Source organism: Albidovulum litorale, assembly GCF_025751495.1.
Taxonomy (GTDB): domain Bacteria; phylum Pseudomonadota; class Alphaproteobacteria; order Rhodobacterales; family Rhodobacteraceae; genus Albidovulum; species Albidovulum litorale.
In genome coordinates, this window is the sequence record NZ_JAOWKZ010000002.1 from 276,995 (window position 1) to 303,023 (window position 26,029).

22 protein-coding genes are annotated in these 26,029 nt (G+C 63.9%); 14 read left to right on the forward strand and 8 right to left on the reverse strand.

The genetic code is table 11. The features are described from left to right. The first annotated feature begins 62 nt into the window (after nt 1–62). From queF to OEZ71_RS07235, 3 genes are all read left to right on the forward strand, one after another. A complete protein-coding gene (queF, locus tag OEZ71_RS07225; protein WP_263739279.1) occupies nt 63–527 on the forward strand; it encodes a preQ(1) synthase in 465 nt (154 codons plus the stop codon). Between the two features lie 138 nt (nt 528–665). Beyond that, complete coding sequence (locus OEZ71_RS07230) at nt 666–995, forward strand: hypothetical protein (protein WP_263739280.1); 330 nt, start codon at nt 666–668, stop codon at nt 993–995. Nucleotides 996–1,092: 97 nt separating this feature from the next. Then, entirely contained in the window at nt 1,093–2,316 is a 1,224-nt protein-coding gene (locus OEZ71_RS07235; protein WP_263739281.1) for a PqqD family peptide modification chaperone, read from the forward strand. Between the two features lie 264 nt (nt 2,317–2,580). On the opposite strand, the gene OEZ71_RS07240 is transcribed toward OEZ71_RS07235, so the two are convergent. Both OEZ71_RS07240 and smc read right to left on the reverse strand, forming a co-directional pair. Beyond that, nucleotides 2,581–3,006, reverse strand: a complete 426-nt coding sequence (locus tag OEZ71_RS07240) for a hypothetical protein (protein ID WP_263739282.1) — start codon at nt 3,004–3,006, stop codon at nt 2,581–2,583. 9 nt (nt 3,007–3,015) lie between these two features. Next, on the reverse strand, nt 3,016–6,471 hold the full coding sequence (gene smc, locus OEZ71_RS07245; RefSeq protein WP_263739283.1) for a chromosome segregation protein SMC: 3,456 nt from the start codon (nt 6,469–6,471) through the stop codon (nt 3,016–3,018). A gap of 250 nt (nt 6,472–6,721) precedes the next feature. Here smc and OEZ71_RS20235 point away from each other — a divergent pair, with 250 nt between their 5' ends. The 3 genes from OEZ71_RS20235 (at nt 6,722) to OEZ71_RS07265 (ending at nt 8,707) form a co-directional block, all read left to right on the forward strand. After that, nucleotides 6,722–7,570: a GNAT family N-acetyltransferase gene (locus tag OEZ71_RS20235; protein WP_318527813.1), complete on the forward strand. Its 849-nt coding sequence runs from the start codon at nt 6,722–6,724 to the stop codon at nt 7,568–7,570. Continuing rightward, nucleotides 7,570–8,067 (forward strand): hypothetical protein, encoded by a 498-nt coding sequence (locus OEZ71_RS07260; RefSeq protein ID WP_263739284.1) that lies wholly within the window; start codon nt 7,570–7,572, stop codon nt 8,065–8,067. The genes OEZ71_RS20235 and OEZ71_RS07260 overlap by 1 nt, the downstream gene beginning before the upstream one ends. An 88-nt stretch (nt 8,068–8,155) precedes the next feature. Next, nucleotides 8,156–8,707, forward strand: a complete 552-nt coding sequence (locus OEZ71_RS07265; protein WP_263739285.1) for an NADPH-dependent FMN reductase — start codon at nt 8,156–8,158, stop codon at nt 8,705–8,707. Here the strand turns inward: OEZ71_RS07265 and OEZ71_RS07270 are convergent. Continuing rightward, nucleotides 8,704–9,744: an NAD(P)/FAD-dependent oxidoreductase gene (locus OEZ71_RS07270; protein ID WP_263739286.1), complete on the reverse strand. Its 1,041-nt coding sequence runs from the start codon at nt 9,742–9,744 to the stop codon at nt 8,704–8,706. The genes OEZ71_RS07265 and OEZ71_RS07270 overlap by 4 nt on opposite strands. A 44-nt stretch (nt 9,745–9,788) precedes the next feature. On the opposite strand from OEZ71_RS07270, the gene mnmD reads away from it, so the two are divergent. Both mnmD and OEZ71_RS07280 read left to right on the forward strand, forming a co-directional pair. Further along, the gene (mnmD, locus tag OEZ71_RS07275) at nt 9,789–10,475 is read left to right on the forward strand and encodes a tRNA (5-methylaminomethyl-2-thiouridine)(34)-methyltransferase MnmD (RefSeq protein WP_263739287.1); all 687 of its coding nucleotides are present in this window, start codon (nt 9,789–9,791) and stop codon (nt 10,473–10,475) included. After that, nucleotides 10,472–11,350 carry a DMT family transporter gene (locus OEZ71_RS07280; protein WP_263739288.1) on the forward strand — a complete coding sequence of 293 codons (879 nt, stop codon included), beginning with the start codon at nt 10,472–10,474 and terminating at the stop codon, nt 11,348–11,350. Before mnmD ends, OEZ71_RS07280 begins: the two co-directional genes overlap by 4 nt. 79 nt (nt 11,351–11,429) lie before the next feature. Here OEZ71_RS07280 and OEZ71_RS07285 read toward each other — a convergent pair whose 3' ends face one another. Next, on the reverse strand, nt 11,430–13,370 hold the full coding sequence (locus OEZ71_RS07285) for a lytic transglycosylase domain-containing protein (protein ID WP_263739289.1): 1,941 nt from the start codon (nt 13,368–13,370) through the stop codon (nt 11,430–11,432). Between the two features lie 149 nt (nt 13,371–13,519). Between OEZ71_RS07285 and dapA the strand changes: the two genes are divergently transcribed. Together dapA and OEZ71_RS07295 are read left to right on the forward strand one after the other, a co-directional pair. Further along, nucleotides 13,520–14,395, forward strand: a complete 876-nt coding sequence (gene dapA / locus OEZ71_RS07290; RefSeq protein ID WP_263739290.1) for a 4-hydroxy-tetrahydrodipicolinate synthase — start codon at nt 13,520–13,522, stop codon at nt 14,393–14,395. Nucleotides 14,396–14,632: 237 nt separating this feature from the next. Beyond that, nucleotides 14,633–16,294 carry an amidohydrolase gene (locus OEZ71_RS07295; RefSeq protein WP_263739291.1) on the forward strand — a complete coding sequence of 554 codons (1,662 nt, stop codon included), beginning with the start codon at nt 14,633–14,635 and terminating at the stop codon, nt 16,292–16,294. A gap of 30 nt (nt 16,295–16,324) precedes the next feature. Here OEZ71_RS07295 and OEZ71_RS07300 read toward each other — a convergent pair whose 3' ends face one another. The 3 genes from OEZ71_RS07300 to OEZ71_RS07310 all read right to left on the reverse strand — a co-directional run bounded on the left by OEZ71_RS07300 (nt 16,325) and on the right by OEZ71_RS07310 (nt 20,240). Next, the gene (locus OEZ71_RS07300) at nt 16,325–16,852 is read right to left on the reverse strand and encodes a hypothetical protein (RefSeq protein ID WP_263739292.1); all 528 of its coding nucleotides are present in this window, start codon (nt 16,850–16,852) and stop codon (nt 16,325–16,327) included. A gap of 362 nt (nt 16,853–17,214) precedes the next feature. Next, on the reverse strand, nt 17,215–18,507 hold the full coding sequence (locus OEZ71_RS07305) for an HlyD family type I secretion periplasmic adaptor subunit (RefSeq protein ID WP_263739293.1): 1,293 nt from the start codon (nt 18,505–18,507) through the stop codon (nt 17,215–17,217). Beyond that, nucleotides 18,504–20,240 (reverse strand): type I secretion system permease/ATPase, encoded by a 1,737-nt coding sequence (locus OEZ71_RS07310; protein ID WP_263739294.1) that lies wholly within the window; start codon nt 20,238–20,240, stop codon nt 18,504–18,506. The genes OEZ71_RS07305 and OEZ71_RS07310 overlap by 4 nt, the downstream gene beginning before the upstream one ends. Before the next feature lie 158 nt (nt 20,241–20,398). Between OEZ71_RS07310 and OEZ71_RS07315 the strand changes: the two genes are divergently transcribed. Beyond that, a complete protein-coding gene (locus OEZ71_RS07315; protein ID WP_263739295.1) occupies nt 20,399–21,145 on the forward strand; it encodes an MlaA family lipoprotein in 747 nt (248 codons plus the stop codon). Continuing rightward, entirely contained in the window at nt 21,135–21,740 is a 606-nt protein-coding gene (locus OEZ71_RS07320; protein ID WP_263739296.1) for an MlaC/ttg2D family ABC transporter substrate-binding protein, read from the forward strand. The genes OEZ71_RS07315 and OEZ71_RS07320 overlap by 11 nt, the downstream gene beginning before the upstream one ends. A gap of 74 nt (nt 21,741–21,814) precedes the next feature. Here OEZ71_RS07320 and OEZ71_RS07325 read toward each other — a convergent pair whose 3' ends face one another. Next, nucleotides 21,815–24,010: a transglycosylase domain-containing protein gene (locus OEZ71_RS07325; RefSeq protein WP_263739297.1), complete on the reverse strand. Its 2,196-nt coding sequence runs from the start codon at nt 24,008–24,010 to the stop codon at nt 21,815–21,817. A gap of 249 nt (nt 24,011–24,259) precedes the next feature. Between OEZ71_RS07325 and OEZ71_RS07330 the strand changes: the two genes are divergently transcribed. Next, nucleotides 24,260–24,598, forward strand: coding sequence for a P-II family nitrogen regulator (locus OEZ71_RS07330; RefSeq protein ID WP_263739974.1), 339 nt, complete (start codon nt 24,260–24,262; stop codon nt 24,596–24,598). A 26-nt stretch (nt 24,599–24,624) separates the two neighbouring features. Beyond that, nucleotides 24,625–25,935 (forward strand): ammonium transporter, encoded by a 1,311-nt coding sequence (locus OEZ71_RS07335; RefSeq protein ID WP_263739975.1) that lies wholly within the window; start codon nt 24,625–24,627, stop codon nt 25,933–25,935. The last annotated feature ends 94 nt before the right edge of the window (nt 25,936–26,029 follow it).

A 26,029-nucleotide genomic window follows, 5' to 3' on the forward strand; every position in this document is an offset into this window, starting at 1 on the left:
CAGGCTTGACGCCGCTCCACCGCTCTGACAGGGCAGAAGCACAACTGCCCAAGGGGAATGACATGCCCAAGACCGACGTTTCCGGCCTGACCCAGCTCGGTCAGGACACAACGCAACCGACTTCGCCAGAAGAGGCGGTGCTGGAACGCGTGCCCGCCGGTCATTCCGGCACCAAATATGTCGTACGGTTCACCGCGCCGGAATTTACCTCGCTCTGCCCGATGACCGGCCAGCCCGACTTTGCCCATATCGTCATCGACTATGTGCCGCGCGACTGGCTGGTCGAAAGCAAGAGTCTGAAGCTCTATCTCTTCTCCTTCCGCAACCACGGCGCGTTCCACGAGGATTGCACGATCGACATCGGCAAGAGGCTGGTGGCCTTGCTCGATCCCGAATGGCTCCGGATTGGTGCCTACTGGTATCCGCGCGGCGGCATCCCGATTGATGTCTTCTGGCAGACGGGCACGCCACCGGAAGGCGTCTGGATACCCGACCAGGGCGTACAGCCCTACCGGGGACGAGGCTGACGACCTTCGGCGGAGCCAAGGCCTGAACCGAGGTCCGACAATCCGTCCGACCTTGGTCCGTTCCCCTACCCGCCGCACCGTCAGTAATCTGGTCCCATCGTGCATCACAGCACAATCAGATTACACAAGGAGACCGACATGAGCAGCGACACCACCACTCTCTCACGGCGCAAGGCGCTGACCCGCCTCGGCGCGCTTGCACTTGGCGCTTACACGATCCCGGCCTTCACGACGCTCAGCAAGGCCGAGGCCAAAGGCTCGGGTTCATCGGGCGGCGGGTCCGGTGGCGGGTCCGGCAATTCGGGATCCAGCGGGAACTCCGGGTCGAGCGGGAACTCCGGCGCCAGCGGATCCGGCGGATCGCACGGGACAACCGGCGCGAGCGGCAGCGAGAGCAACTCGAGCGGGACGACGGGCCCGAGCGTCTGCTCCGGACCGGGTGACGACGACGCCGGCTGCGGTGCTTGATCCCGATCAACGCAGGCAGGTTGCATGAGACCCGACCGGAGCGGTAATGCTTCGGGCGGGTCCTTTTCCTGATGGATCGCAAGTCGATGGAAGATAGGTGAGCCGGTCTATCGATCTCATATTTGACGGATTGTCAGGACCGGTTCGGCTGAACGGTTGCGAAGAGTTGCTGCAGCCGATCCGAACCATCCTGCCCCATTGGCCGTTTGCGACAATGCCATCGGCAGATGCCGCAGAGCCGATTACGATAATCTCGCCCGCATCGCGTGGCCGCTATTCCAGCGTCTGCCTGTCATCTGGTGGCAAAACCCGGGTCTATGACGCCATCGACGCCGTCTGCGACATGATCGTGGAACTGTCCTGGGAAATGCTCCGCTCTGGCCAGTGGCTGATGTGCCTTCACGCTGCGGCGATCGAGATGGCCGGGCGGCTGGTGATCGTTCCGAATGTGCGGCGCTCGGGCAAGAGCACACTGACAGCCTGCCTCGCCCGGCGCGGCTACCCGATATTCTCAGACGATTTCGTTCCGGTTCGTCTGGGCGATGACGGCATCCTCATGGGCCATGCCAACGGCATCTGTCCGCGCCTGCGCCTGCCGCTGCCCAAGGATTTCAGCGCGGGGTTCCGCGATTGGGTGGAGGCTGATCCCGGCCCGGCCAACAGTCGGTACAAGTATCTGACAGGGCCGGTTTTGCCACCCAATGGCACTGCCCGGCCGCTCGGCGCGATTGTCATTCTGGACCGAAGGCCGAATGCCTCTACCGAATTGCAGCCGATGGATGAGGGCGCCGCCATGAAGGCGCTGCTTCACCAGAATTTCGCACGCTCCGTGCATTCAGCGACGATTCTCAACGTCCTGAAGGTTCTGCTTTCGGTGATAAAACCACTGCGGCTGAGTTACGCTAATGCCGAAGTGGCGGCCGACTTTCTGGCTGCGGCCTTCACAGACTGGCAAGGTCCGCCGCCTGTGGCGTCAGATACGGAACGGCTGGCCTTCCGCGAAATCGACGAAGACACACTCACAGCGGCACAGCCGGTCTTTTACGAAGACCGCGTCTATGAGCGGGCCAGCGGCATCACCGAAATGTCCATGAACGGTCACCACTACCTGACGGATCGTTCCGGCCTCGGCATTCACAGCCTGAATTCTGGTGCATTGGCAATCTGGCGCTTGCTGGAGGAGCCCATGCGTCTTGCGGATGTGTCCGAGGTGTTATCGGCCGCCTTTCCGGACGTACCACACGAGCAGATCGCAAAAGACTGCGCCGAGGTGCTACGCCGCTTCGTGGAAAACCGGCTGGTCACTGCGCCGGACAAGTGAGGTCGGTGTGCCGACCGGATTGTCCTTCAACACTCCGGCGAAACCGCTGCAATGTTCCCGCCCGCACAATTATTCTTGTTCCCCGCATGACCCGTTTCGGCGCCCGCTGCGGCCAGGGTAAGGAGCACAAAGGTCATTACAACAAATTCACGCATGGCAGGTATCCGGTCGGTTCGGTCACCACCGACTATGGATCGCCTTTCTTAAGGCATGGTTACCCCGGGGAAAATCACTCCGACGTCAGACGGTTGGCGGATCATGAGATCAGATGCGCCCTGTTGCGCTCAGTTCCATCTCTGCCTTGTCCCCGGCCTTGCGTTCAGCCGCTGCCCCGGGCTTTCGCATCATCACGAAACGCCCCGCCCAGCCGGGTTGCGAGGGAAAGAACCAGCGGCCCTCGATCCGGGTCAGCGTTGCATTGGCGCGACCCGAATAGATCGGGTGGTCGTCTGCCTCAAATCCAAGATAGGTCTTGGTGAAATGCACCGATCCTTTGGAGTGATTGCCCGTGATGACCGCATGCAGCGTACCGTCCAGTTCGGGCCGGAAGGTATTCCCCTCGGTCGTCTCGCCGTTCAGAAACCCGGTATCTTCAATCAGGTCGGCCTCGAAAGGCACAGGTCCGGGTCCGGCGTCGTATTCGTAGCGGCCCAGCCAGCGCCCCGTCAGTGTCGTGAAGGTCCGGGCCACCGGTCCGCCTCAAGCGACCAGCGCTTCGGCGCGCTTGAGATCGACGCTGACCAGCTGACTGACCCCCTGCTCCTGCATGGTCACACCAAAGAGCCGGTCCATCCGCGCCATCGTCACCGCATGGTGGGTGATGATCAGGAATCGTGTGTCCGTGCGCCGGGTCATCTCGTCCAGAAGATCGCAGAATCGTGTGACGTTCGCGTCATCCAAGGGCGCGTCGACCTCATCCAGCACGCAGATTGGTGCGGGGTTGGCAAGAAAGACGGCAAAGATCAGGGCGAGCGCGGTCAGTGTCTGCTCACCGCCCGACAGAAGCGACAGCGTCGCCAGTTTCTTGCCCGGTGGCTGGCACATGATCTCCAGCCCCGCCTCCAGCGGATCGTCGCTTTCGACCAGCACCAGATTGGCCTCGCCGCCGCCGAAGAGATGGGTGAAGAGCATGCGGAAATTGCTGTTGACCTGCTCGAACGCGGTCAGCAGCCGCTCGCGCCCCTCGCGGTTCAGCCCGGCAATGCCCGAACGCAGTTTCTTGATCGCCTCTTCCAGGTCGGCCTTTTCCATGACCAGATTGTCATGCTCTTCCTGCACCTCTTTCGCGTCTTCCTCGGCGCGCAGGTTCACCGCGCCCAAGGCGTCGCGCTGGCGACGCAGACGATGGACATCGTTATCCAGCGCCTCGGCAGAGGGCATCCGGTCGGGATCGGTATCGAGGCTCTGGAGCAGCTCGCCCGGTTCCTTCTCGGTCTCCTCCCGGATGCGTTCGGCGGAATAAGCCACGGTTTCGCGGGCGGCATCGGCGCGCGCCTCGGCACGGGCGCGGGCCTCGCGCGCTTCGGACGCCGCGCGTTCTGCCTCGCGCTCGGCATCTGTGGCCTGCCGCAGCATCGTTTCAGCCTCGGCCAGTCGGTCGGCGGCGGCCCGGCGGCGGGTCTCGGCGGTGTCGATGGCGTCGGTCAGTTCCGCGCGCTTGGCGGCGATTTCGGCCGGCGCGGCGGAGGCCTCTTTCAGCTCCGCCTCAGAGGCGGTCTTGCGCTCGGCCAGTTCCGCCGACCGTTTTTCAGCCGTCTCCAGCCGGTGCTTCCAGCCCGAGATTTCCTTGGTGATCTCCTGCCGCCGCTTGGTGCGCGCCTCGCCCTCGCGGCGGATCTCGTCATGGGCCGAACGTTTGGCCATCATCGTCATCCGCGCCGCCTCGACCGTCATCTTGACGTCCTCGACCTCGGCCCGTGCGGCGTCAAGGTCGGGCAGTGCCTTGACCGCTCCCTCGGCCTCGCGCAGCTGCTTGCGGGCGGTCAGGGCCTCTTCCTCATAACGCGCCACGGCCAGCCGGGCGCTTTCCAGCTTCCCGCCCGCGATGGACCGGTCGGCCTCGGCCTTGGACAGCGCGCGCGACGCTTCAGCCATGCGCCGGTCGGCATCGCGCCGCGCCTCGCGGGCAGCGCGATCGGCCTCGGTCGTCTCGCGCAATTGCCGGACGAGCAGGTCATGCGCCTGCCGCGCGCCTTCGGCCCGCCCCGTCGCTTCCTCCAGATCGCGCTTGAGGTCGGTCAGACGGTTCAGTTGCTGAAGCCGAAGTGCCGCGGCGGTCGGTGCGTCCTCGGCACCGGCCCGGAACCCGTCCCAGCGCCAGAGATCACCCTCGACCGAGACAAGCCTTTGGCCCGGTTTCAGAAGCGGTTGCAGCCGCGCGCCATCGGTCTTGTCAACAAGGCCGATCTGGCCGATGCGGCGGGCCAGAACCTCGGGAACGGTCACGTGGTTCGAGAGCGCCGATACGCCCTCAGGCAGGGTCTGCGCCTGACCGTAACCCGGCAGCACCGCCCAACCGGACCGCGCCTGCGCTTCGACGACGGGCGCGCGTAGATCGTCGGCCAACGCCGCGCCCAGCGCCTTTTCAAAGCCCTTCTTCACCGTCACCCGGTCGAGAAGCTGCTTGCCGGTCGCGGCCTCGCGTTCAACGAGCTTTTGCAGCGCCGCTGCCTCGGCCTTCAGAGCCCCCGCCTCGCCTTCGGCTTCGGACAGGGCCGCGCGGGCCTCGGTTTCGCGCGCCTGCGCATCGCTGCGCGCCTCGTCGGCGGCGACCAACGCGGCCTCCGCAGCCTCTGCACCATTGGTTGCCGCCGCCTGCGCTTCCTCCGCCGCCTTCAGGTCGGCCGAAGCGCGCGACAAAGCCGTCTCAGCCTCGGCCGCTGAAAGCTTGGCTTTCGCCGCCTCGGCCTCGTTCTTTTCAAGGGTCGAACGGCTGTCGGACAAAAGCCGGTGCGCCGACTGGTGGCGGGCCGAAAGCCGGGCCACATCCTCGGTCAGTTCCGAATGCGCGGTTTCGCGGTCCGACAGCACCCGCGCGGCATCCTGCGCCGCCTCCAGCGCGTCGGTCAGGCGTGCCTCGTGTCCCTCGGCCGCCTTGACGATCTGCGCCTGCTCCCAGTCCAGCCGCCCTATCGTCTCGCCCGCATCGCGGTTGAGCCCGGCCTCGCGCTCCATGTCGCGGGCAAGCTGCTCGATCCGGTTCTGCAGCGTCTCGATGGTCTGAAGCGCGCGGGCCTCCTGATCGTTCAGCGTGTCGCGCTGGACCTGCAGGCGCTGCAGCACCGCCGCCGCAATGGCCTCTTCCTCGCGCAGGGGTGGCAGGGCCTGTTCGCGTTCACCGCGCGCCTTGGCGGCGGTGCGCGCGGCGGCCTCGGCCTGCGCGGCAAGCTTGGTGCGCTCGGTCAGACCGGCCTCGGCCGCTGCCCGCGCCTCATCCGCCTCGCGCCAGCGGCGGTAAAGCAGCATGCCCTCGGCACGGCGCAGTTCATTGCCGATCTCGCGGTAGCGCGCCGCCTGCCTCGCCTGCCGGGCCAGCGTCTGCAGCTGGTTGGCCAATTGTTCGATGACATCGTCAACGCGCGCAAGGTTCTGCTCGGTCCCGTTCAGCTTCAGTTCGGCCTCGTGCCGCCGTTGGTAAAGGCCGGATATCCCCGCCGCCTCTTCCAAAATGCGGCGGCGGTTCTTCGGCTTTGCATTGATCAGTTCCGCGATCTGCCCCTGCCGCACCAGCGCCGGGGAATGCGATCCCGTAGAGGCATCGGCAAAGAGCATCTGCACATCCCGCGCGCGAACCTCTTTGGTATTGGCCTTGTAGGCGGAACCGGCATCGCGCGTGATGCGCCGCACGATCTCAAGCGCGTCCTGATCGTTGAAGCCCGAGGGCGCAAGCCTTTCGGTGTTGTCGATGGTGATCGACACCTCGGCGAAGTTGCGCGCGGGCCGGGTCGCTGCCCCGGCGAAGATCACGTCCTCCATCCCGCCACCGCGCATCGCGGTCGGGCGGTTTTCACCCATGACCCAGCGCAAGGCTTCCAGCAGGTTCGACTTGCCGCAGCCGTTCGGCCCGACGACACCCGTCAGCCCGTCATGGATCAGAAGGTCCGTCGGATCGACGAAGCTCTTGAAGCCGTTCAGTCTGAGCCGTGTGAAACGCAAATGCCGAGCCTTTGATTGATTCCTCCGGGTCTGCAATCCTTGGGCGGACGGGGCCGTGAGTCAATGCTTCAGCCCCGCATGTGGCGGTTTGAGGCTGGTTATCCACAAGATATCGGGAAGACGTCTCAAAGTAAGGTGGGTTAAAACCCACCTTACCAAAGGCCGTAGTGTCCGGATCGACCGGGCGCGGTTCGCCCTTGACCGAGCTTGAATTTGGGCGCCAACTTTCATCGCACGACCGGAGGGAACCATGGACGGCGGAGCCGGAAGATGCCTGTGTGGAGCGGTGCGATTTGCCTTTGATGGCGCACCCAACTGGCAGATGCATTGCCACTGCGAAAGCTGCCGCCGGGCGACGGCCTCACCCTTCACGAGCTTCCTTGCGGTCAACCATGCGACCTTCCGCTGGGCGGGCACTCCCCCGGCCGCGCGAGACTCGACGCCCGGGGTCACGCGCTATTTCTGTGCCGCCTGCGGCACACCGATGGGCTATCAAAGTCCGTCCCGCGCACATGAGATCGACCTTTACGCCGCAACGCTGGACGACCCAACGGCCTACGCCCCAACCGGCCACGTCCACTGGAACGAACGCCTGCCATGGCTGCACCTGAACGACGGGCTGCCAGTTCATCGAACTCCCCGACGTCTGACCGGACAAGAGGACATGGCCCCGGTCCTCGGCCTTCTCCATGCCGCCTTCGCTTACATGGAAGGTGTGATCGACCCGCCCTCATCCCTGCACCGGCTGACCGCAGACGGCATCGCCCGGCAGGCGCGCGATGGCGAGGTTTGGGTTCTGGAAGATGCAGGGCGGATCATCGCCTGCCTGTTCCTGACGCCGGAACCGGATCACCTCTATATCGGCAAGCTGGCGGTGGAGGACGGTTTCCGTGGGCAGGGTCTGGCCCGTCAGCTTGTTGGTCATGCGGCTGACAGGGCACGGAAACTTGGGCTTCACCGCCTGACCCTGCAATCGCGTGTCGAACTGACCGGCAATCATGCCGCGTTTCAGGTGATGGGGTTCGAAAAGACCGGCGAAACGGCGCATGAAGGGTATGACCGGCCAACCAGCTTTACCTTCACAAAGGCGGTGTCCTGATGCCGCCCCTTTCCCGGATCGTCGTGGTAGGCGCGACCCTTGCAGTGACCAGCCCTGCTGCGGCTGCGCCTCTCGACGGCAAGAGCTACATCATCGAACTGTCGTCGCCGCAATTTAGCAGCGGCTATGGCGAATACCTCGTGCCACCTCTGGTCAAGGCCCTGCGGAAAGAGCGGTTGCGGCAGACGACAGGGACAGAGGCCGACATCGTCGTCAATGTCCTGACAGCATCCGATGTCGGACAATGGATGAACACGGCAGAGGGTCGTGCGTGGCTTTATTCCGTTTCGGTCACGGTCGGCGTGTCGCCCGGCACATACACGCTTCCTCACGATGGCACCCCCGCATTTGGCGTGCGGGCGGACCTCGGCACACCGAATCCTGACCGCGAGGATGAACTGTCCTGCCTGATTGGACTTGCCGCCCGCACCGCCATCCGGAACTACCCCGCTGAAGGCGTGTTCACGACGGACGGACAGTCCTGCCTCAGGAAATAGCCCCTGCGCACGGGTTATGTGCGAAAATGAATGTTTATGTAGACTCATGACGACTTATGTCTCCGTTTGAACAGAAACAGGAGCTATCATGTCTCATCCTCGCCTTCTCGGAATTGCTGGTGCCCTGCGCACCGGATCGACCAACCGCCTGCTCGTCCGCGAAGCGGCACGGCTTTTCGGGCCCGCCGACTTCACCGAAGCCGATCTGCACCTGCCGCTCTATGACGGTGACGTCGAAGAGCGGGGAATGCCGGAAGCGGTTACGCGGCTTGCCGATCAGATCGCGGCATCCGACGCCATCGTGATCTCGACCCCGGAATACAATTCCGGTATCTCCGGCGTTCTCAAGAACGCGCTCGACTGGGTCAGCCGTACCGGCAAGCCATGGCAGGACAAACCCGTTGCGATCCTCTCTGCCGCAGCCGGGCGGTCTGGCGGGGCGCGGGCGCAGTTTGCCCTCAGGCTTGCATTGACCCCGTTCCGCCCCCGCCTGCTGAGCGGCCCGGAAGTGATGATCTCGGAATCCTACGCGGCCTTCGACGATAATGGCCGCCTCATCGACGCGAACTCGGTCGAACTCCTGGGATCACTCATGAACGAACTGCGCGCCGAATCAGCGCCGCTGGCGGCGGCGGCCTAAAGGTTGTCCCCGACGCGGAAACCGTCGGGGACCCGATCGCGCCCCTCCAGCACCAGATCGGCCATCACTTCGGCCACTTTCGGCGCCATGCCGAACCCGATCTTAAACCCGCCATTGGCAATGTAATGGCCCGGACGACCGGGCCATTCGCCCAGGATCGGAGCCCGGCTTTTCGCGCGCGGCCTGATACCTGCCCAACGCTCGATCACTTTCGCATGGCGCAGGACCGGCATGACCGCCTCGGCCCGCGCGATCACGGCGTCAAGCTGAGCGTCGGTCGTGTCCGCGCGATCGAACCCGCGCTCGGTGGTTGAACCGACGCCGACCGTCCCATCAGCATGCGGAACGATATGGATACCGTCCGCGAAGATCTGCGGCAGGTCGCGCGCGTCGAGTGCCAGCAGCGCGGATTGGCCTTTGACGCCCGTGCCAACCGGTGCCGATAGCTCACGCGACAGATCGATCAGGCCCTGATTGCCGGTGGCCCAGACAACGCGCCCGTCCTGAGGGGTGGTGTCGTGCCGGATATCCACGCCCTTCCCCTTGAGCGCGGCGGCAAGGCTTTCGATCGCGGCGCGCGGATGAAGGCGGGCGGTAAGCGTGTCGTGGACGAGATAGCCCGTCGGGGTGTCTGGGGCCCAGCGGTCCCCGTCCGCGCTGACCACGCGCCACTCGGCACGGCCCCGCCAAAGTTCTTTCGCCGATACCTCGCGCGTCCGTGCCAAAGCCAAAGCCGCATCGTCGGCCAGCGGCTGCAGCCGACCGGTTCGGCCATAACCCGAAGAAAGACCGGACACGGAATCGACTTCGGGCCAGAAGTGTTCGGCCATCATCAGGCTCTCGAACTGGAACTGCTTCTTCGAATTCCAGTTCTCCAGCGTATGCGGGGCGAGCGCGCCGACGGTTCCGCCGCTTGCCCCGGCGCCGGGCCGGTACGGATCAATCACACGCACTGTCGCGCCGCGCTTCTGGCAGGCCCAAGCGATCGAGAGGCCGAAGATGCCCGCCCCCATCACCGTCACATCCACGATTGCCATCGCTGCGCCCTTCGCCTAACTGCCCGCACAGAGGGGTATGGCAGATGAGCCTAAAGGACCAGAGTGAGAAGGTCACATGGCGCGACGGCGGCACGCCGGTGTCGTCCCTGTTCGACGACCCCTATTTCTCGCTCGCCAACGGTCTGGCCGAAACCCGACATGTCTTTCTGGCCGGGAACGATCTGCCCAAGCGGTTCCGCGACGGGTTCCACATCGCCGAACTGGGCTTCGGCACCGGGCTGAACCTTCTGGCAACGCTGATCGCGTGGTCTAGCGTCGGAACGGAGGGGCGGCTGTCCTATACGAGCTTCGAGGCGTTCCCGATGCCCGCCGATGACATGGCGCGGGCACTGGCCGCTTTTCCCGAACTGCTTGAAACCGCTGAGCCGCTTCTTGCCGCATGGGCGGAGGGAAAGCGTCGCTTCGCCCTCGGAACCGTCAATGTCGAGGTGATCGTGGGCGATGCGCGTTCGACGCTGCCAACATGGCAGGGCAAGGCCGATGCATGGTTCCTCGACGGTTTCTCACCCGCCAAGAACCCCGAACTGTGGTCCGGGGACCTGATGGCAGAGGTCGCCCGCCATACGGCGCCCGAAGGCACCTTCGCCACCTATACTGCGGCGGGCTTTGTCCGCCGGGGATTGCAGGCGGCGGGGTTTCAGGTAGAGCGGGCCAAGGGTTACGGGTTCAAGCGGCACATGACTCGCGGGAAAATGGACGAGGCGCGATGAACGACCAGAACTTCCGCCTCGGCGCGATCCTGATGACCGCGACCAGCTTCGTCTTCGCCATGCAGGACGGTATCTCGCGCCATCTGGCCAGCGAATACAATGTCTACATGGTGGTGATGATCCGCTACTGGTTCTTCGCGGTCTTCGTGATGACGGTCGCCTCGCGCAAGGCGGGGGGCATACGCGCCGCAACGAAGACTCATTTCCCAGTAATTCAGGTCTTCCGCGGCGTGCTGCTGGCAACCGAGATCTGCGTGATGGTGACCGCGTTCACGCTCCTTGGCCTTGTAGAAAGTCATGCAGTCTTTGCCTGCTACCCCTTGCTGATCGCCGCCCTCTCCGGCCCGGTACTAGGCGAAAAGGTCGGCTGGCGGCGCTGGACAGCGATTGGCATCGGCTTTGTCGGCATCCTGATCATCCTCGAACCCGGCTACCGCGTCTTTTCGCCCGAGGCGCTGGTGCCGCTGATTGCAGCCCTGATGTTCGCGCTTTACGGGCTCCTGACCCGCTATGTCGCGCGGAAGGACCGTTCGGCGGTCAGCTTCTTCTGGACCGGGGTGTCAGGCGCCGTGGTGATGACTGGTGTCGGGATATTCCACTGGGAACCGATGGTCCCGCGCGACTGGGGCTGGATGGCAGTGCTCTGCTGCACGGCGGCTGGGGCCCACTGGCTGATGATCCGTGCGCTGGAAGTGGCAGAGGCGAGCGCGATCCAGCCCTTCGCCTATCTGCAACTGGTCTTCGCCACCGCGCTCGGCATGGCAGTTTTCGGCGAGGTGCTGGAGCCGAACGTGGCCATCGGCGCATTGATCGTCGTCGGTGCGGGTCTGTTCACTCTCTGGCGGGCACGTATCAAGGCGCCGAAGCCAGAGTAATCCGGAAGCGGTGCATCCTTGGGCATTCGCACCTTCGTTGCGCCGGAAGGATTTTGGACCAAAATCCTTCCCGCCACCATCACCGTCCCTTGAGTTCATTCATAAAATCAAGCGGCCCCGTCTGCCCCGACAGACGCGCGCGGTAGATTGGCAGGCTTTCCGCGACACGCATCACATAGGTCTGTGTCTCGCGGAACGGAATCGCCTCAATCCAGTCGATCGGATCAACGCCCTCGGCACGCGGGTCGCCCAATTCCGCGATCCAGCGCCGCGAGCGGCCCGGCCCGGCATTGTAGCCCACCGCGACCAAGAGAGGCGAATTGCCGAATTCGTCTACCAGTTGGTCGAGATAGGCCGCCCCCAGCCGAGCGTTGTACTGCCAGTCCGTCGTCAGCTTCGCCTTCTCGTAACTGACTCCGATCTTTTTCGCCATCATCTCGGCCGTGCCGGGCATCACCTGCATCAGCCCCCGCGCCCCGGCATGCGAGATGACACGGTGATTGAATTCGCTTTCCCGCCTTGCAATGGACAAGGCCAATTCGGGACGCACCGGCAGGTCAAGCCCCGACAGCGCGGGCACCGGGAAGTAGGCCGAGGGCCAGATCACCCCTTTTTCGGCTGCCGCCTTGGCGAGCGACAGCGCGACATAGGGTTCCTTCGCCTCGACCGCCATCCCGGCGAGCGCACCGATTTCATAGCCCGAAAGCCCCTCGCCCAGATGTAGCAAGAATCGCGCGGCGAGCGTTTCATCGCCAGCCGCCATCAATTCCCGCGCAGCCAGAAGGACCGAAGACTGCGCAAAGGGCTGACTGCGCCAGTCGGGATAGGTCTCGCCCCCCGCCATCGCGGGCGACAGCGGCAGGCCGACCTTTTCAGCCGAGAGGAGCCCATAGAAAGCCGTGGGGTACCGCGCGCCTTCGGCATAGGCGGCCTGCGCCTCGCCCGGCATTCCCAGCGTCTCATAGGCGCGACCGCGCCAGTATCCGGCGCGCGACAGGCTGATCGGGCCGTTTACGGCCCTCTGGAACCGGTCGAAATGCGCAAGCGCTGTCTTGGCATCCCCGAGTTTGCGCAGGGCGATGTAACCCGCAAGCCATTCCAGATCGGCGTAATCCGAACCCGATCTCAGATGGTGTTCAGCCGCCATCCGGTAGGCGCGCCGCGCATCGCCCTCCCGCATCTCCTTGCGGGCAAGACGTCGGCGCCAGTCGGCCCATTGATCCGGATCGCCAAGAGCTTCGGCACTGACCGACCGTTCCAGAAGAAGCTCATCTGCGCTGTCATAAAGGTCCTTGCGGATGCGCCAGCGGAACCGGTCATAGGCCAGCCCACCCGAATTCACTGCCGTTTCCGGCAGCTTCGCAATCAGCCCGTCCACGCCGGGATCGCTGGCCTGAAGGGCGATGCGCGCCTCGGCCAGCGCGCGGGTATAGGCGCTGTTCAGGGGCAGCATGCGGCGGGCATCGGCGACCTTGCCCTCGCGCAGAAGTGTGGCAGTGCGGCCATCATGGTGATCTTTCAGGATCGCGGCATGGCGGGCGACGAAAAGGTCATGCTCGGCACCTGTAAGCGAAAGCGTCCGCCAAGCGCGCACCGCTTCCTCGGCCGCCGCCTGACCCTGACCACGCGCCTGATAGGCAGCGATCAGCGCGAGGCTGCCCATCCCGGTCTGCGGTTTCAGCGCCGAAAAATAACCGATGATCACATCGGCGGAGGTGTCGGCGGTAATAGCGCCTTCGCCCTTTTGCCGCAGAAGCGGCAAACCTGGCCAGTCGGGATGGCGCTGAAGGAAATCGACATATTCGCCGAACGCTCCGTTGCCATCGCGCAAGCGTTCCCAGTCGATCACAGCTGCGGCCAGAGGCCCGGCCTTGCGGGCCGTAGCCACCGCCGTGGCCCAGTCACGCTGATCGGCCGCGGATAGCGCCGCGCGGAACCCCGCCGGATCATCGGCACGGGCCATCACGGGCAGAAGGAGGGCCAGCGCAAAGGGCGCGGCACGCAGGGCATTGCGGATCATGTTTATCACTGCTTCGATTGGTTTTTTCCAAGGATATGGGCGCCCGCCCGCCCCCGCAACACACAAACTTGGCAACGGCAGACAATCGCTATAGGTTCCGCGCGATTTCAACCGGGCGAGTCTCGCCCGCCACACCAAAGGAGCGTGTCATGTTCAAAGGGTCCTTCCCAGCCCTCGTCACGCCGTTCAAGAACGGCGAGCTGGATCTGGACACGCTCAAGAAACTCGTCGAATGGCATATCGCCGAAGGCAGCCACGGGCTCGTCCCCGTCGGCACGACCGGTGAAAGCCCGACCTTGAGCCATGAAGAGCATGTCCGCGTGATCGAAGCGGTGGTCAAGGCCGCCGCGGGCCGCATCCCGGTCATCGCCGGGGCCGGGTCCAATTCGACCGAGGAAGGGATCGACCTGATCCGCGGGGCCGAGAAGGCCGGCGCGGACGCGGCGCTTGTCGTGACGCCCTATTACAACAAGCCCACCCAGCGCGGGCTTTACGCGCATTTCAAGGCGATGCACGACGCCTGCACGCTGCCGATCATCATCTACAATATCCCCGGCCGTTCGGTCGTGGATATGAGCCCCGAGACGATGGGTGAATTGGCAAAACTGCCGCGCATCGTCGGGGTCAAGGACGCAACCGGCAAGATCGAGCGGGTGAGCCAGCAGCGCGCGCTCTGCGGGCGCGACTTTGTCCAGCTTTCGGGCGAGGACGCGACCGCGCTTGGCTTCAACGCCCATGGCGGCGTCGGCTGCATCTCGGTCACCGCCAATGTCGCGCCGAAGCTCTGCGCGGAGTTTCAGGAAGCGACTTTGGCAGGCGATTACGCCACCGCGCTTGCCTATCAGGACCGGCTGATGCCGTTGCATGAGGCGATCTTTATCGAGCCGGGTCTGGCAGGCGCGAAATACGGGCTGTCGCAGCTTGGGCTCTGCTCGGAAGACGTGCGCATGCCGCTGACCACGCTCCTGCCCGAAACCAAGGCGAAAATCGACGCAGCCATGCGTCACGCCGGTCTTGTGAACTGATCCAATGCTTGCGGACGGTCGGGCGGGTCTCAACCCGCCCATCCTGAATACCCTCCCGCTTACCGGGCGCGAGACGTGATTTTCGGACACAGCACCGCAGCCCGGTTCATGGGCTACAAGACACTGTTTCAATTGCACGAATATCTGTAGGCTGCGGCTCGGCCCGGCTTCTTACCTGCCGCCCTTACACGCGGGCGGGGAACCGGTCTGTCCAAACCGTCCCGCAAGAGGCCTGCCATGACACCCGACCTGATCCTTACGAATGCACGTATCCTGACGATGAACCCGGCCTGTCCCCGCGCCGAGGCGGTTGCCGTTTCCGATGGCCGCATCATCGCAGTGGGAAACCGTGCCGAAATCGAGAGGATGGCGCTTTCGGATACCGAGGTCATCGATTGCGGAGGGTCCACGCTTCTGCCGGGTTTCTTCGAAAGCCACCTGCACCTTTTCTTCGGCGGCGCCGAACTCGCCCATCTGCAATTGACGCACGTGGAAGGCGAGGACGCGCTCGCGCGGGCGTTCCATGCCTTCGCGGCGGCAAACCCCGACGCGCCGCTTCTGATGGCGCAGGGCGGGCATTACGCGATCCTCGACCATCCGATGACCCGCCATGACCTTGACCGGATCATCCCCGACCGTCCCATCGCCATTTGCGCGCATGACCATCACACGGTCTGGGCCAACACCGCCGCGCTGCGGGTCGCGGGTATCCTTGAGGGTGCGGAGATGCCCCACGGGCACGAGGTGGTGATGGGCGCTGACGGGCTTGCCACCGGCGAACTCAGGGAGTTTGAGGCATTCGGCCCGGTCATCGCCATCGGCGGCGAAAAGCGCCCCAATCTCGGCATCGCGACGGGCGAGGAACCTTCGCCCTGGCCCAGTGAGGCCGAACAGGCCATCGACCGCGCCAAGATCGCCAATGGCCTCGCCCATGCGGCGAAGCATGGCATCACCTCGATGGTAAACATGGACGGCAACCATTATACGCTCGACCTGCTCAGGGGCCTGCAGGCCGAGGGCAAGCTGACCGCCCGGGTCAAGGTGCCGTTCCACTTCAAGCCGCACATGGACCTTTCGGCGCTCGACCGTGCCGATGCGATGACCCGCGACTTTGACGACGACTGGCTGACCTCGGGTTTCGTCAAGATGTTCATGGACGGGGTGATCGATTCAGGTACCGCGTTCCGGCTCGATTCCTACCCCGGACGGCCCGGCTACCATTCCGAACCCTTGTTCCCCGGCCCGCGGTTCAACGAGATCGCGACCGAGATCGACCGGAGAGGCCTGCAGATCGCCGTCCACGCAATCGGCGACGGCGCGGTCCGGACCACGATCGACGGCTACGAAGCGGCACAGAAAGCCAATGGCAAGCGCGACAGCCGGCACCGGATCGAGCATATCGAGATGATCGACCCGTCTGATATTCCGCGTCTCGGCGCACTCGGCATCACCGCCTCTCTGCAACCGCCTCACGCGCCGGGAGCAATGGATTTCGCACTTTATCCGGCCCTCGACACGATCGGTGCCGACCGGCTTAAGGACGCCTATCTCTGTCGCACGCTGGCCGAGGCGGGCGCTCCGCTCGCCTTCGCTTCGGACTGGCCGGTGACCGACATATCGGTGATGCGCGGCATCGGCGCCGCCCTGACCCGCCCCGCCTATCCCGGCGCTTCGGACGAGCGTGTACCCCTGATGCAGGTGCTGCACGCCTATACGGCAGGCGGCGCTTGGGCAGCGCATCGAGAGCATGTGACCGGCACGCTGAAACCCGGTTTAGCCGCCGATATCGTCGTTCTGTCCGGCGATATCGAGGCGACCGCACCGGATAAGATCGGCGAGATGGACATAGCGCTGACAATCTGCGGCGGCCGGATCACATATGATGGGCGAGGCAGCTGACACTGACCCGCCCCGCCAAGGCTTTCCCGTTTATTCCGCGAAATACGGCTTGCATTGCGGTGAGTCGCGGTTGGCGTCATTCTGACACTTTTTAGGAAGAGCCCTCTGCGTGGCCGCGCCGACGGGCTTTTGCGCCACCGCGCCAGGTGCCATTGTTGGCCCCTCAACTAGTGTCCAGATGCGTGCCGCAAACTCCTGAGACAACTGACGCAACTCAACCTCCGGCTCATCTAGTGTCGCGACGGCAATCAGACCACCCGGAACCCAACCACCCCCGCCGGAACTGACCTTAGTTGGAGGCATTAGGACGGCGCCGCTTTGAATGTCACGAATTGTCACACGACCTTCCATGACGCTTTCACCACCAATCATAAAGGCTTGGCCAGCCGATAGGATGTTGACACTCTCGATTTCGATGTGAAGCCTCGATCTTCGGTTTCCGCGCCCGACCCCGACAAGCACATCGTTCGCTGCCTTTTGCACCGCAGCTTCGATCTGCCGCGCGGATAACACCCTGCCTTGGCTGGCCGCTCCGATTGGCGCAACGTCAACGGTCACTTGCGTAACATTGATGCTTCTCTGTGCTTCGGCGCTTATCGCCGCTGCCTTCGGAGCTGGCCCCGCGCAAGCGGATAACCACAGCGCTGCTGCTATACAAACCAGTGTAGGAACATTCTTCACGGCATTCTCACTTCATGATGGCCGCGTCAGAACCCCGTCGCGGCGGGCAGGTGTTTTCAACAACAGCTCGCGCGAGGGTAGCGTATCAGAGTGATTAGCAAATCAGAACAACAACTTAACGGGTAATCGAACGTCAAAAATCAACACGGGGTTGTTCCATGAAAACCGCCTCAATCCCATTCCTGAAAGCCACGACCGGTATTCGTCGGCTTTAGCTGGGCTGACGACAGTCGTAACGTTCAGCTTTCGCGGAAGGCGCGGTTGAAATACTCGGCAAGCGGCTTGACGAGATAGGCCAGCGGTGTGCGGTCGCCGGTGCGGATAAAGACCTCGACCGGCATACCGGGGATGATCGCCTGACCGGCAAGCTTGTCGAGTTCGTCCGGTTCCAGCACGACCTCTGTGCGGTAGTAGCTGAGCTGGCTCGCCTCGTCGGTCAGCGCGTCGGCCGAGATACGGGCGACCTGACCGAAAAGCTCGGGCGTCGTGCGGCTGTCGAAGGCCGAAAACCGCAAAGTGACTTCCTGTCCGATCTGCACCTCGTCCACGTTGATCGGCGCGACGCGGGCCGCGATCACCAGCGGCCGGTCCTGCGGCACGAGGAAAAGCACCGGGTCGGCGGCACGGATGACCGAGCGTGGGGTTGTCACCTGAAGCGCATGGACGATGCCTGAAACCGGTGCGCGTATCTCCAGTCGGTCGATCTGTTCGGTCAGCGAGCGGCGGCGTTCTGCCAGTTCCAGTTCGCGATAACCCAGATCGCGAAGCTGGCTGTTGGCCTCTTCCCGCCGCGTGCTGCCGCGTTTCAGGATCTCGATGTCGATCTCCGTGACCTTGCCCTCGGCCTCGGCCTTCGCGGCGTCCAGTTCCCCCGCCGATCCGGCAAGCCGCGCCTTTTCGCGTTCCAGCGCAAGCACCCGGCCAGCCTGGGTCAGCCCCCGGTCTAGCAGCGTCTTCAGGTCGGCCAGTTCCTCGCCGATCAGCCGCAACTGATCGTCGGCCGAAACACGCTGGGCGGCGATACCCTCGATCTGGTTGGCGATCTGGCCACGGCGGCGCTGAAGCTGGTCGATCTCGTTCGCCTCGGTCTCGCGCCGCGCGGCAAAGAGCCGTTCCTGACCCTTCATCAGCACTGCGATCTCGGGCCGTTCGGCGCTGGTTGAGCGAAGCTCTTCCGGGAAGGCGATGGTCTCGGCGTCGTCGCGCTCGGCCTCCAACCGCCCGCGCCTGGCGAGGATCTCGAAGAACTGGCCTTCGACGATGGTGAGTTCCGACCGAAGGAGCGTGCCGTCGAGCCTGAGAAGCGGATCACCTGCCGCAACCAGATCGCCATCCTTGATGAGGATTTCGGCGACCACACCGCCATCCGGGTGCTGAACGACCTGACGGTTCTGCTCCACCTCCACCTGACCACCAGCGACGACGGCACCGGCGATCTCGGTTGTCACCGACCAGAGGCCGAAACCGCCGACCAGAAGGGCAAGCGCCACGCCGCCGAGCAGAAGCGGGCCGCGAACCGATGGCGTCGTCATGTCACGCCTCCCTGCCCCTTGGCCCGGGTGATTTCGCTGGCATTCTTGACCATGGTCTTCAGCACCTCATCGCGCGGGCCGTAAGCCCGGCGCAATCCGCCGTCGAGGATCATAAGATCGTCGCATTCCTGGATGGCCGCCGGGCGGTGAGCCATGATCAGGACCGAGCGGTCATCGGCCTTCATGGCCTTGATCGCCGCGTTCAGCGCCATGGAGCCTTCATTGTCGAGGTTGGAGTTCGGCTCGTCGAGAACGAGGATCACGGGGTCACCATAAAGCGCACGGGCAAGGCCGATCCGCTGGATCTGGCCACCCGACAGCCGACCGCCAGCCTGACTGACGCGGGTATTGTAGCCCTCGGGCAGATCGAGGATCATCTGATGTGCCGCGGCCTTCTGCGCGGCTGCAACAATGGCCGCGTCATCGGGGGTCTCTTCCAGCCGGGCAATGTTTTCGGCGATGGTGCCGTCGAACAGCGTAACGCGCTGGGGCAGGTAGCCGACATGGCGGCCGAGCTCGTCAGGGTCGTACTGATCAAGCGTCGCGCCATCCAGCCGGACCCAGCCACCGGCGGGTCGCCACACACCGGTCAGGGCATGGGCAAGGGTCGATTTGCCCGCGCCGGAAGGACCGATGACGCCCAGCGCCTTTCCCGGTTCCAGACGGAACGAGACCATGCGCAGCGAGGCCGCCGACTGACCGGGCGGCACGACCGTCAGCTGGTTGACCTCCAGCATCGCGCGCGGCTTTGGCAGCGCGGTGCGCTGCGGTTGCGGCGGTACCGCAGAGAGAAGCGCGGCCAGACGGCGGCGGCCTTCGGAGGCGCGTTGCACAAGGGCCCAGCCGCCAATCGACTGTTCCACCGGTGCCAATGCCCGTCCCATGAGGATCGAAGAGGCAATCATCGCACCCGGTGTCAGCTCGCCCTTCAATACCAGATAAGCGCCAAGGGCCAGCATCGCCGATTGCAGGAACAGCCGGAAGGTTTTCGAAAACGTCGTGAACGTGCCTGACCGGTCCCCCGCCGAGACGGCCTGGGTCATTGCCTCGGCCCGTGCCTTGGCCCAGCGGACGAAGCTCGTCCCCCGCATGCCAAGGCTCTGGATCAGGTCAGCCTCGTCCCTCAGCTGGTCCGAGAGACGGTCGGCCTGCTGGCTGGCGGCCGTGGCGCCAAGAACCGCGCGCCGCGTCGTCGACTGGTTGGCAAAGGTCGTGGCGATCAGCACCGCGCCACCAGCCATGGCCAGAAAGCCGAGCCAGGGGTGGAAGATGAAGACAGCTGCAAGGAAGACCGGCGCCCAGGGCATGTCAAAGAGCGCGAGAAAAACCGGAGAGGCCAGCAATTGCCGGATCGCGTCAAGATCGCGCAGGCCCGTCGCGGCAACCGGATCGCCGGGATGAAGCGCGCTGCGTTGAAGGACGGCCGAGAAGACCCGCGCCTCCAGTGCAGATTGATAGCGCCCGGCGGCGCGCGCCATGACCCGTCCGCGCGCCAGGTCCAGAAGACCCATCATCGCAAAGAGGAAGGCCACGAGAGCGAAGAGCGCTAGCAGCGTCTCCTCTGACCGGCTGCCCAGCACCCGGTCATAGACCTGCAGCATGAAGATCGGGCCGGTCAGCATCAGGAGGTTGACGAAAGCTGAAAAGAGCCCGACGGCCCAGAGCAGCCCGCGTTGCTCGGCCTGCGCCGCCGCCAGTTCCTCTCGCCCCCGGCTGAGGTCGGTCTGCGCCATCTGACACTCCTGCCTTGGCGGATTTCCCGCCGAACCGAAACCTTCTCCGGTCTGTTACTTGCAACCGCTCCATTCGGCTTTTAAGCCTAAAGAACGGACATTCTGCCCTGCCGTCGATTATTCGGAAAGATAGAAAGAAAATGATCGGAAATCCATTGATGAGTTTTTTTGACAGGCGGGGCGTTGCCGGAGTGTCGGCGGCAATCCTCTTGCTGACCGGGGCGTGTTCGGCGCCTGAGCCGGGGGCAGAGTTCAATGACCCCCATGAGGCGCATAACCGTGCCGTTCACGAGGAAAACCTTGCGATGGACCGGGCGCTCTTTGGCGGTGGCAAGCCTGACAAGAAACCGCTTTTACCGCAGCCGGTGGCGAACACTCTTGGCAATGTCGCGGACAATCTCGGCACACCAAGCGATGTGATAAACAACGTGCTTCAGGTTCGGCCGAAGCCCGCGCTGACCAATACGGTGCGCTTTGTGGTCAACTCGACCGTCGGCATCCTCGGCCTGTTCGATCCCGCAACAGCAATGGGCATCTACGCCGACGAGACCGACTTCGGCGAGACACTCCACGTCTGGGGCGTCCGTGAAGGCGCCTATCTCGTCGTGCCCGTGGCCGGTCCCACGACCGAACGCGATCTGGCCGGAACCGTTGTCGACGCGATCATCGATCCGGTGGGGGCGCTGACCGGCCCGCCGGAGAGCTACTATATCGGCGCGGCGAAGCTCGGGGGGAAGGTCGCGGACCGGCAGCGATATGGCGATACCATCGATTCAATCCTATATGAAAGCGCAGACAGCTATGCCCAGATGCGCCTTATCTACCTGCAGAACCGCCATTTCGAGCTTGGCATAGAAGATGAAGCCGATGTGTTCGATCCGTATGAGGACCCCTATGCCCAGTGACCTGACCCGCCGCAACCTCATGATTGGTTTGCCCGCCAGTGTCGCGCTGGCCGCGCTTCCTCATGGCGCGTGGGCCTTGAATACCGGTCAGGCCAAGGCGCTCGTCGATAAGGTCGTGGGAGAGGTCAATACCGTCATCGCCTCGGGCAAGTCCGAATCCGCGATGTTCAAGGATTTCGAGCGGATCTTCGTGCGGTATGCCGATGTCCGCTTCATCGCCCAAAGCTCTCTCGGGCCGGCGGGTCGCAGTGCCTCAAAGTCGGATCTGAATGCCTATGTCAAAGCCTTCCAGGGCTATATCTCGCGCAAATACGGTCGCCGGTTCCGCGAATTCATCGGTGGCAGGATCGAAGTGCAGGAAGCGCGGCCGCTGAAGAGCTTCTTTGAGGTGCGCTCGGTCGCGCATCTGCGGGGGCAGGCGCCGTTCCGGCTAGACTGGCATGTGTTCGACAAGTCGGGCAAGCATCTGTTCTTCAATATCATCATCGAAGGCGTGAACATGCTTGCCGCCGAACGGACCGAGATCGGGGCGATGCTGGACAAGCGCCGCGGCGATATCGGCGCGCTGGCAGCAGATCTTCAGCGCGCGGGCTGAGTCTGCGCGCTCCTCGTGCGCCCGCAAGCGGGCTTCTCGTCGCGACGAGCAGGCGTAGCCGCGTGAGGAGCGGTTCAGTTCCGGTTGCCGAGGATCGCGTTCAGCAGTTCGAGTATCGGATCGTTCTGTCGCCGTTGCGGCGCGGGCTGCTGCGGCATCGGCTGGCCTTGCGCGATCTGTCCCGAATCGTAGGTCTGCCCCTGATAGACCGGCGGCGGCAGCTCTTCGGGCCGGATCATCGGAAGCGCTGTGGAGGGCAGGTCGGCTTCGATCCGCACCATAACCTCGCGCCAGATATCAGCCGGCAATCCACCGCCGGTAACGCCGGTCAAAGGCGTGTTGTCGTCATTGCCCATCCAGACACCGACCACATAATCGGCGGTGAAGCCGATGAACCATGCGTCACGGTAATCCGAGGTCGTTCCGGTCTTTCCCGCCGCCTGATGCCGGTCAAGCAGCGCCCGCCGCCCGGTGCCGCGCTCGATCACCTGAGTCATCATATAGGTCAACTGCCGCGCAGCGCTTTCCGAGATCACCCTCTCGCCGATACCGCCTTCCTGCCCCATCAGGGCTTCGTCGTCGCCCTGAATGCGCAACTCGATCAGCCCGTAAGGCCGGACAGACGATCCACCGTTCAGGATTCCGGCATAGGCGCCTGTCATCTCCAGAAGCGTTGCGCCGGAAGAACCGAGAACAATGGCCGGCCCCTGCGCCAGATCGGATTTAAGGCCGAAATCGCCCGCGACCTGACGCACCGCCTCCAGTCCCACGGCCTGGCTGACCCGCACGGTGGCCGTATTGATCGAATGCGTCAGCGCATCGGTCAGCGTGATCATGCCCCTGAACTCGGGCGTGTAGTTCTTGGGTGTCCATTCGCCCGATCCCTTGACGTAGAGCGTGATCGGCGCGTCATCGACAAAGGAGTTCATGTTGTAGCCAAGGTCGAGTGCCGCGGCATAGACAAAGGGTTTGAAAGTGGAGCCAACCTGACGCAGCGCCTGCGTCGCCCGGTTGAACGCGCCCGAGACTTGCGTCTTGCGCCCGCCGACCATAGCCCGCACGGCGCCGTCGGCCGACATAACCACGATCGCGGCCTGCGCGGCGGAGCCCTCTTTGACCTTGGTGTCGAAAACGTAGGCCAGCGCCTCTTCGGCCGATTTCTGGATATCTTGATCGAGTGTCGTTTTGACGATCACATCTTCGGTCGTGTCCTGCGTCAGAAAGGCCGGGCCGGAATCCATCACCCAGTCGGCAAAATAGCCTCCCGCCTTGGCCTCGGCGGCCTGCGACAGCCTTGCGGGGCTTTCGATCGCCTCCTTGTATTGCAGGTCGGTCAGATAACCCTGATCGTGCATCAGCCCCAGAACCACCGAGGCGCGGTCCTGCGCCCGTTGCAGATCGCCCGTGGGCGCATAGCGGGACGGCGCTTTCAGAAGGCCGGCCAGCATCGCCGCCTGTGCCGGATTCACCTCATTCGCCGACTTGCCGAAATAGCGCTGCGCGGCGGCCTCAAACCCCCGTGCTCCCGCGCCGAGATAAGCACGGTTCAGGTAGAGCGTGAGGATATTTGCCTTGCCGTATTTCGCCTCCATCGCGAATGAGAAGGGGACCTCCTTCAGCTTCCGCCATTTCGATGAAACACGGCAGTCAGCCTCGTAATCAGCCTCGCTCTTCCAGACTGTCGAATCGTAGGGAACGCCAAGGCAGATGAGTTTCGCCACCTGCTGGGTGATGGTCGATCCGCCGTTGCCTTCCAGCGGCCCGCGCCCCTCGCTCAGGTTGATGCGGATGGCGGATGCAATGCCGCGGGGCGAGATGCCGAGATGGCGATAGAACCTCTTGTCCTCGGTCGCGATGATGGCGTTCTTGAGATAGGGCGACACCGTGTCGGACGAAATCTGCCCGCCGAAGGTTTCACCCCGCCAGGCATAAACCCGGCCTTCACGGTCAAGCATCGTGACCGAGCCCTTGGTGCGGGCGTCGATGAGCGACTCAAGCGCCGGAAGCTGGGCGTAATAGTAAAGCGTGAAAAGGCCGACAATGATTGCCCCCATCGCGCCAAGCCGCCAGCCGACACCCCATATGGCACGCCAGATCAGCCGGACCAATCCGGTGACCAGCCGGACAGGCCAGCTTGCCTTGCGCGCCGCCCGGCGCGGTTTCGCCGCCCGCGCCTGTTTTGGCGCGGCTTTGGGCTTTGCCTTTGAGGCGGCCTTCGCATAGCGCCGTTCGGCGACCAGAGGGGGTTTTTTGCCGCCCGTTTTGCTCATTGTTCCGAAAACCCGATACTGCTCTTGGGGCGCGACCATACAGCCATGGCGCGGGAATGTGGAGCCGTGCCGGTTCACGTTTCACTTCACCCTTTGCCCAAAAAAGCGGCAATCCGCCTGAATCTTGCCAATGAACCGGGATTCTCCGGATTCACCTCACCCAAAGGGGTCGGAAATCTTGTCATGCTGCACCGCAGCGTTTCCGCTGACGCCGAGGCCCGCGACGGGCCGTCTCAGAAGGAGAGGGATGTGAAATACATCATAGCGGCGATCAAGCCCTACAAGCTCGACGAGGTGCGCGAGGCGCTGACGGCGATCGGCGTCCGAGGCATGATGGTGAGTGAAATCAAGGGCTTCGGCACTCAGTCAGGACATACCGAGATCTATCGCGGCGCGGAATATGCGGTGAATTTTGTGCCGAAGATGAAGCTGGAAATCGCGGTCAGCGCGTCCCTTGCCGACGACGTGATCGCGACAATCGCCAAGGTCGCGAAGACAGACAAGATCGGCGACGGCAAGATTTTTGTCCTCGACCTGAAGGACGCCTTGCGCGTCAGGACCGGAGAGACCGGGGAGGACGCGCTGTGAGCGATAATTTCAAGGGGATGACGATGATGAAATCTGTAAGTCTGGCGGGGCTGCTCGCAACGCTGTCGGCACTTCCAGCCTTCGCGCAGGAAGCGGCGGCGGAGGTAATGGACAAGGGTGACGTGGCCTGGATGATGGTCTCCACCCTTCTCGTGCTCTTCATGATCCTGCCGGGGCTCGCGCTGTTCTATGGCGGGCTGGTGCGGTCGAAGAACATGCTGTCGGTGCTGATGCAGTGCACGATGATCACCGCGATGGTCATGGTGATCTGGGTGGTCTATGGCTATTCCTTTGCCTTCGGCGGCGGGACGGGGCCGTTCTTCGGGGGCTTCGGCAAGCTCTTCCTTGCAGGTGTTACGGCTGACAGCATGGCCGCGACGTTCACCGATGGCGTGGTGATCCCGGAATATGTCTTCATCGCCTTCCAGATGACCTTCGCCGCGATCACGCCCGCGCTGATCGTCGGGGCCTTTGCCGAACGCATCAAGTTCGGCGCGGTCATGCTCTTTTCTGCGCTCTGGGTTACGGTGGTCTATTTCCCGGTTGCCCACATGGTCTGGGACGGCGCGGGCCTGATCTTCAACATGGGGGCCCTGGACTTCGCCGGTGGCACGGTCGTGCATATCAATGCCGGTATCGCGGCGCTGGTCGGCGCCTACTTTGTCGGTCCGCGCATCGGGCTTGGCAAAGACATGATGGCGCCTCATTCGATGACGCTGACCCTCGTCGGCGCGGGCATCCTTTGGGTCGGCTGGTTCGGATTCAACGCAGGCTCCAACCTTGAGGCCAATGGCGGCGCGACGCTCGCGATGATCAACACGTTTACCGCGACGGCGGGCGCGATCCTTGCCTGGGCTGGGCTGGAGGCAGTGATGCGCGGCAAAGCGTCAATGCTGGGCGCGGCTTCGGGTCTGGTTGCGGGGCTTGTCGCCGTAACCCCGGCGGCGGGGTCGGTCGGGCCGGTGGGCGCGATCGTGCTGGGCGCGATTGCCTCGGCCGTCTGCTACTTCTTCGTCGCGGTGGTGAAGAACAAGATGGGCTATGACGACAGCCTCGACGTCTTCGGCATCCACGGGATCGGCGGCATCATCGGCGCCATCGGCACGGGCATCTTCACCGCGCCCGGCCTCGGCGGCACCGGCGGCGAGGACTATGCGATGGCGGCACAGACCTGGATCCAGATCCAGGCGGTGGTGATCACCATCCTGTGGTGCGGTATCGCCTCGGCAGTGCTCTACTTCATCGTCGACAAGACGATCGGCCTGCGCGTTGCCAATGATGACGAGCGTCGGGGTCTCGACCTCACCTCGCACGGCGAAAGCGCCTATCACGCCTGAGCTATCCCCCGGGGCTCGGCGGCCTGCCTCCGGCGGGGGTATTTGGACAATGAAGAAGCAGGGGCGGTTGTCCCTGCTTTTTTGCTGATCACGC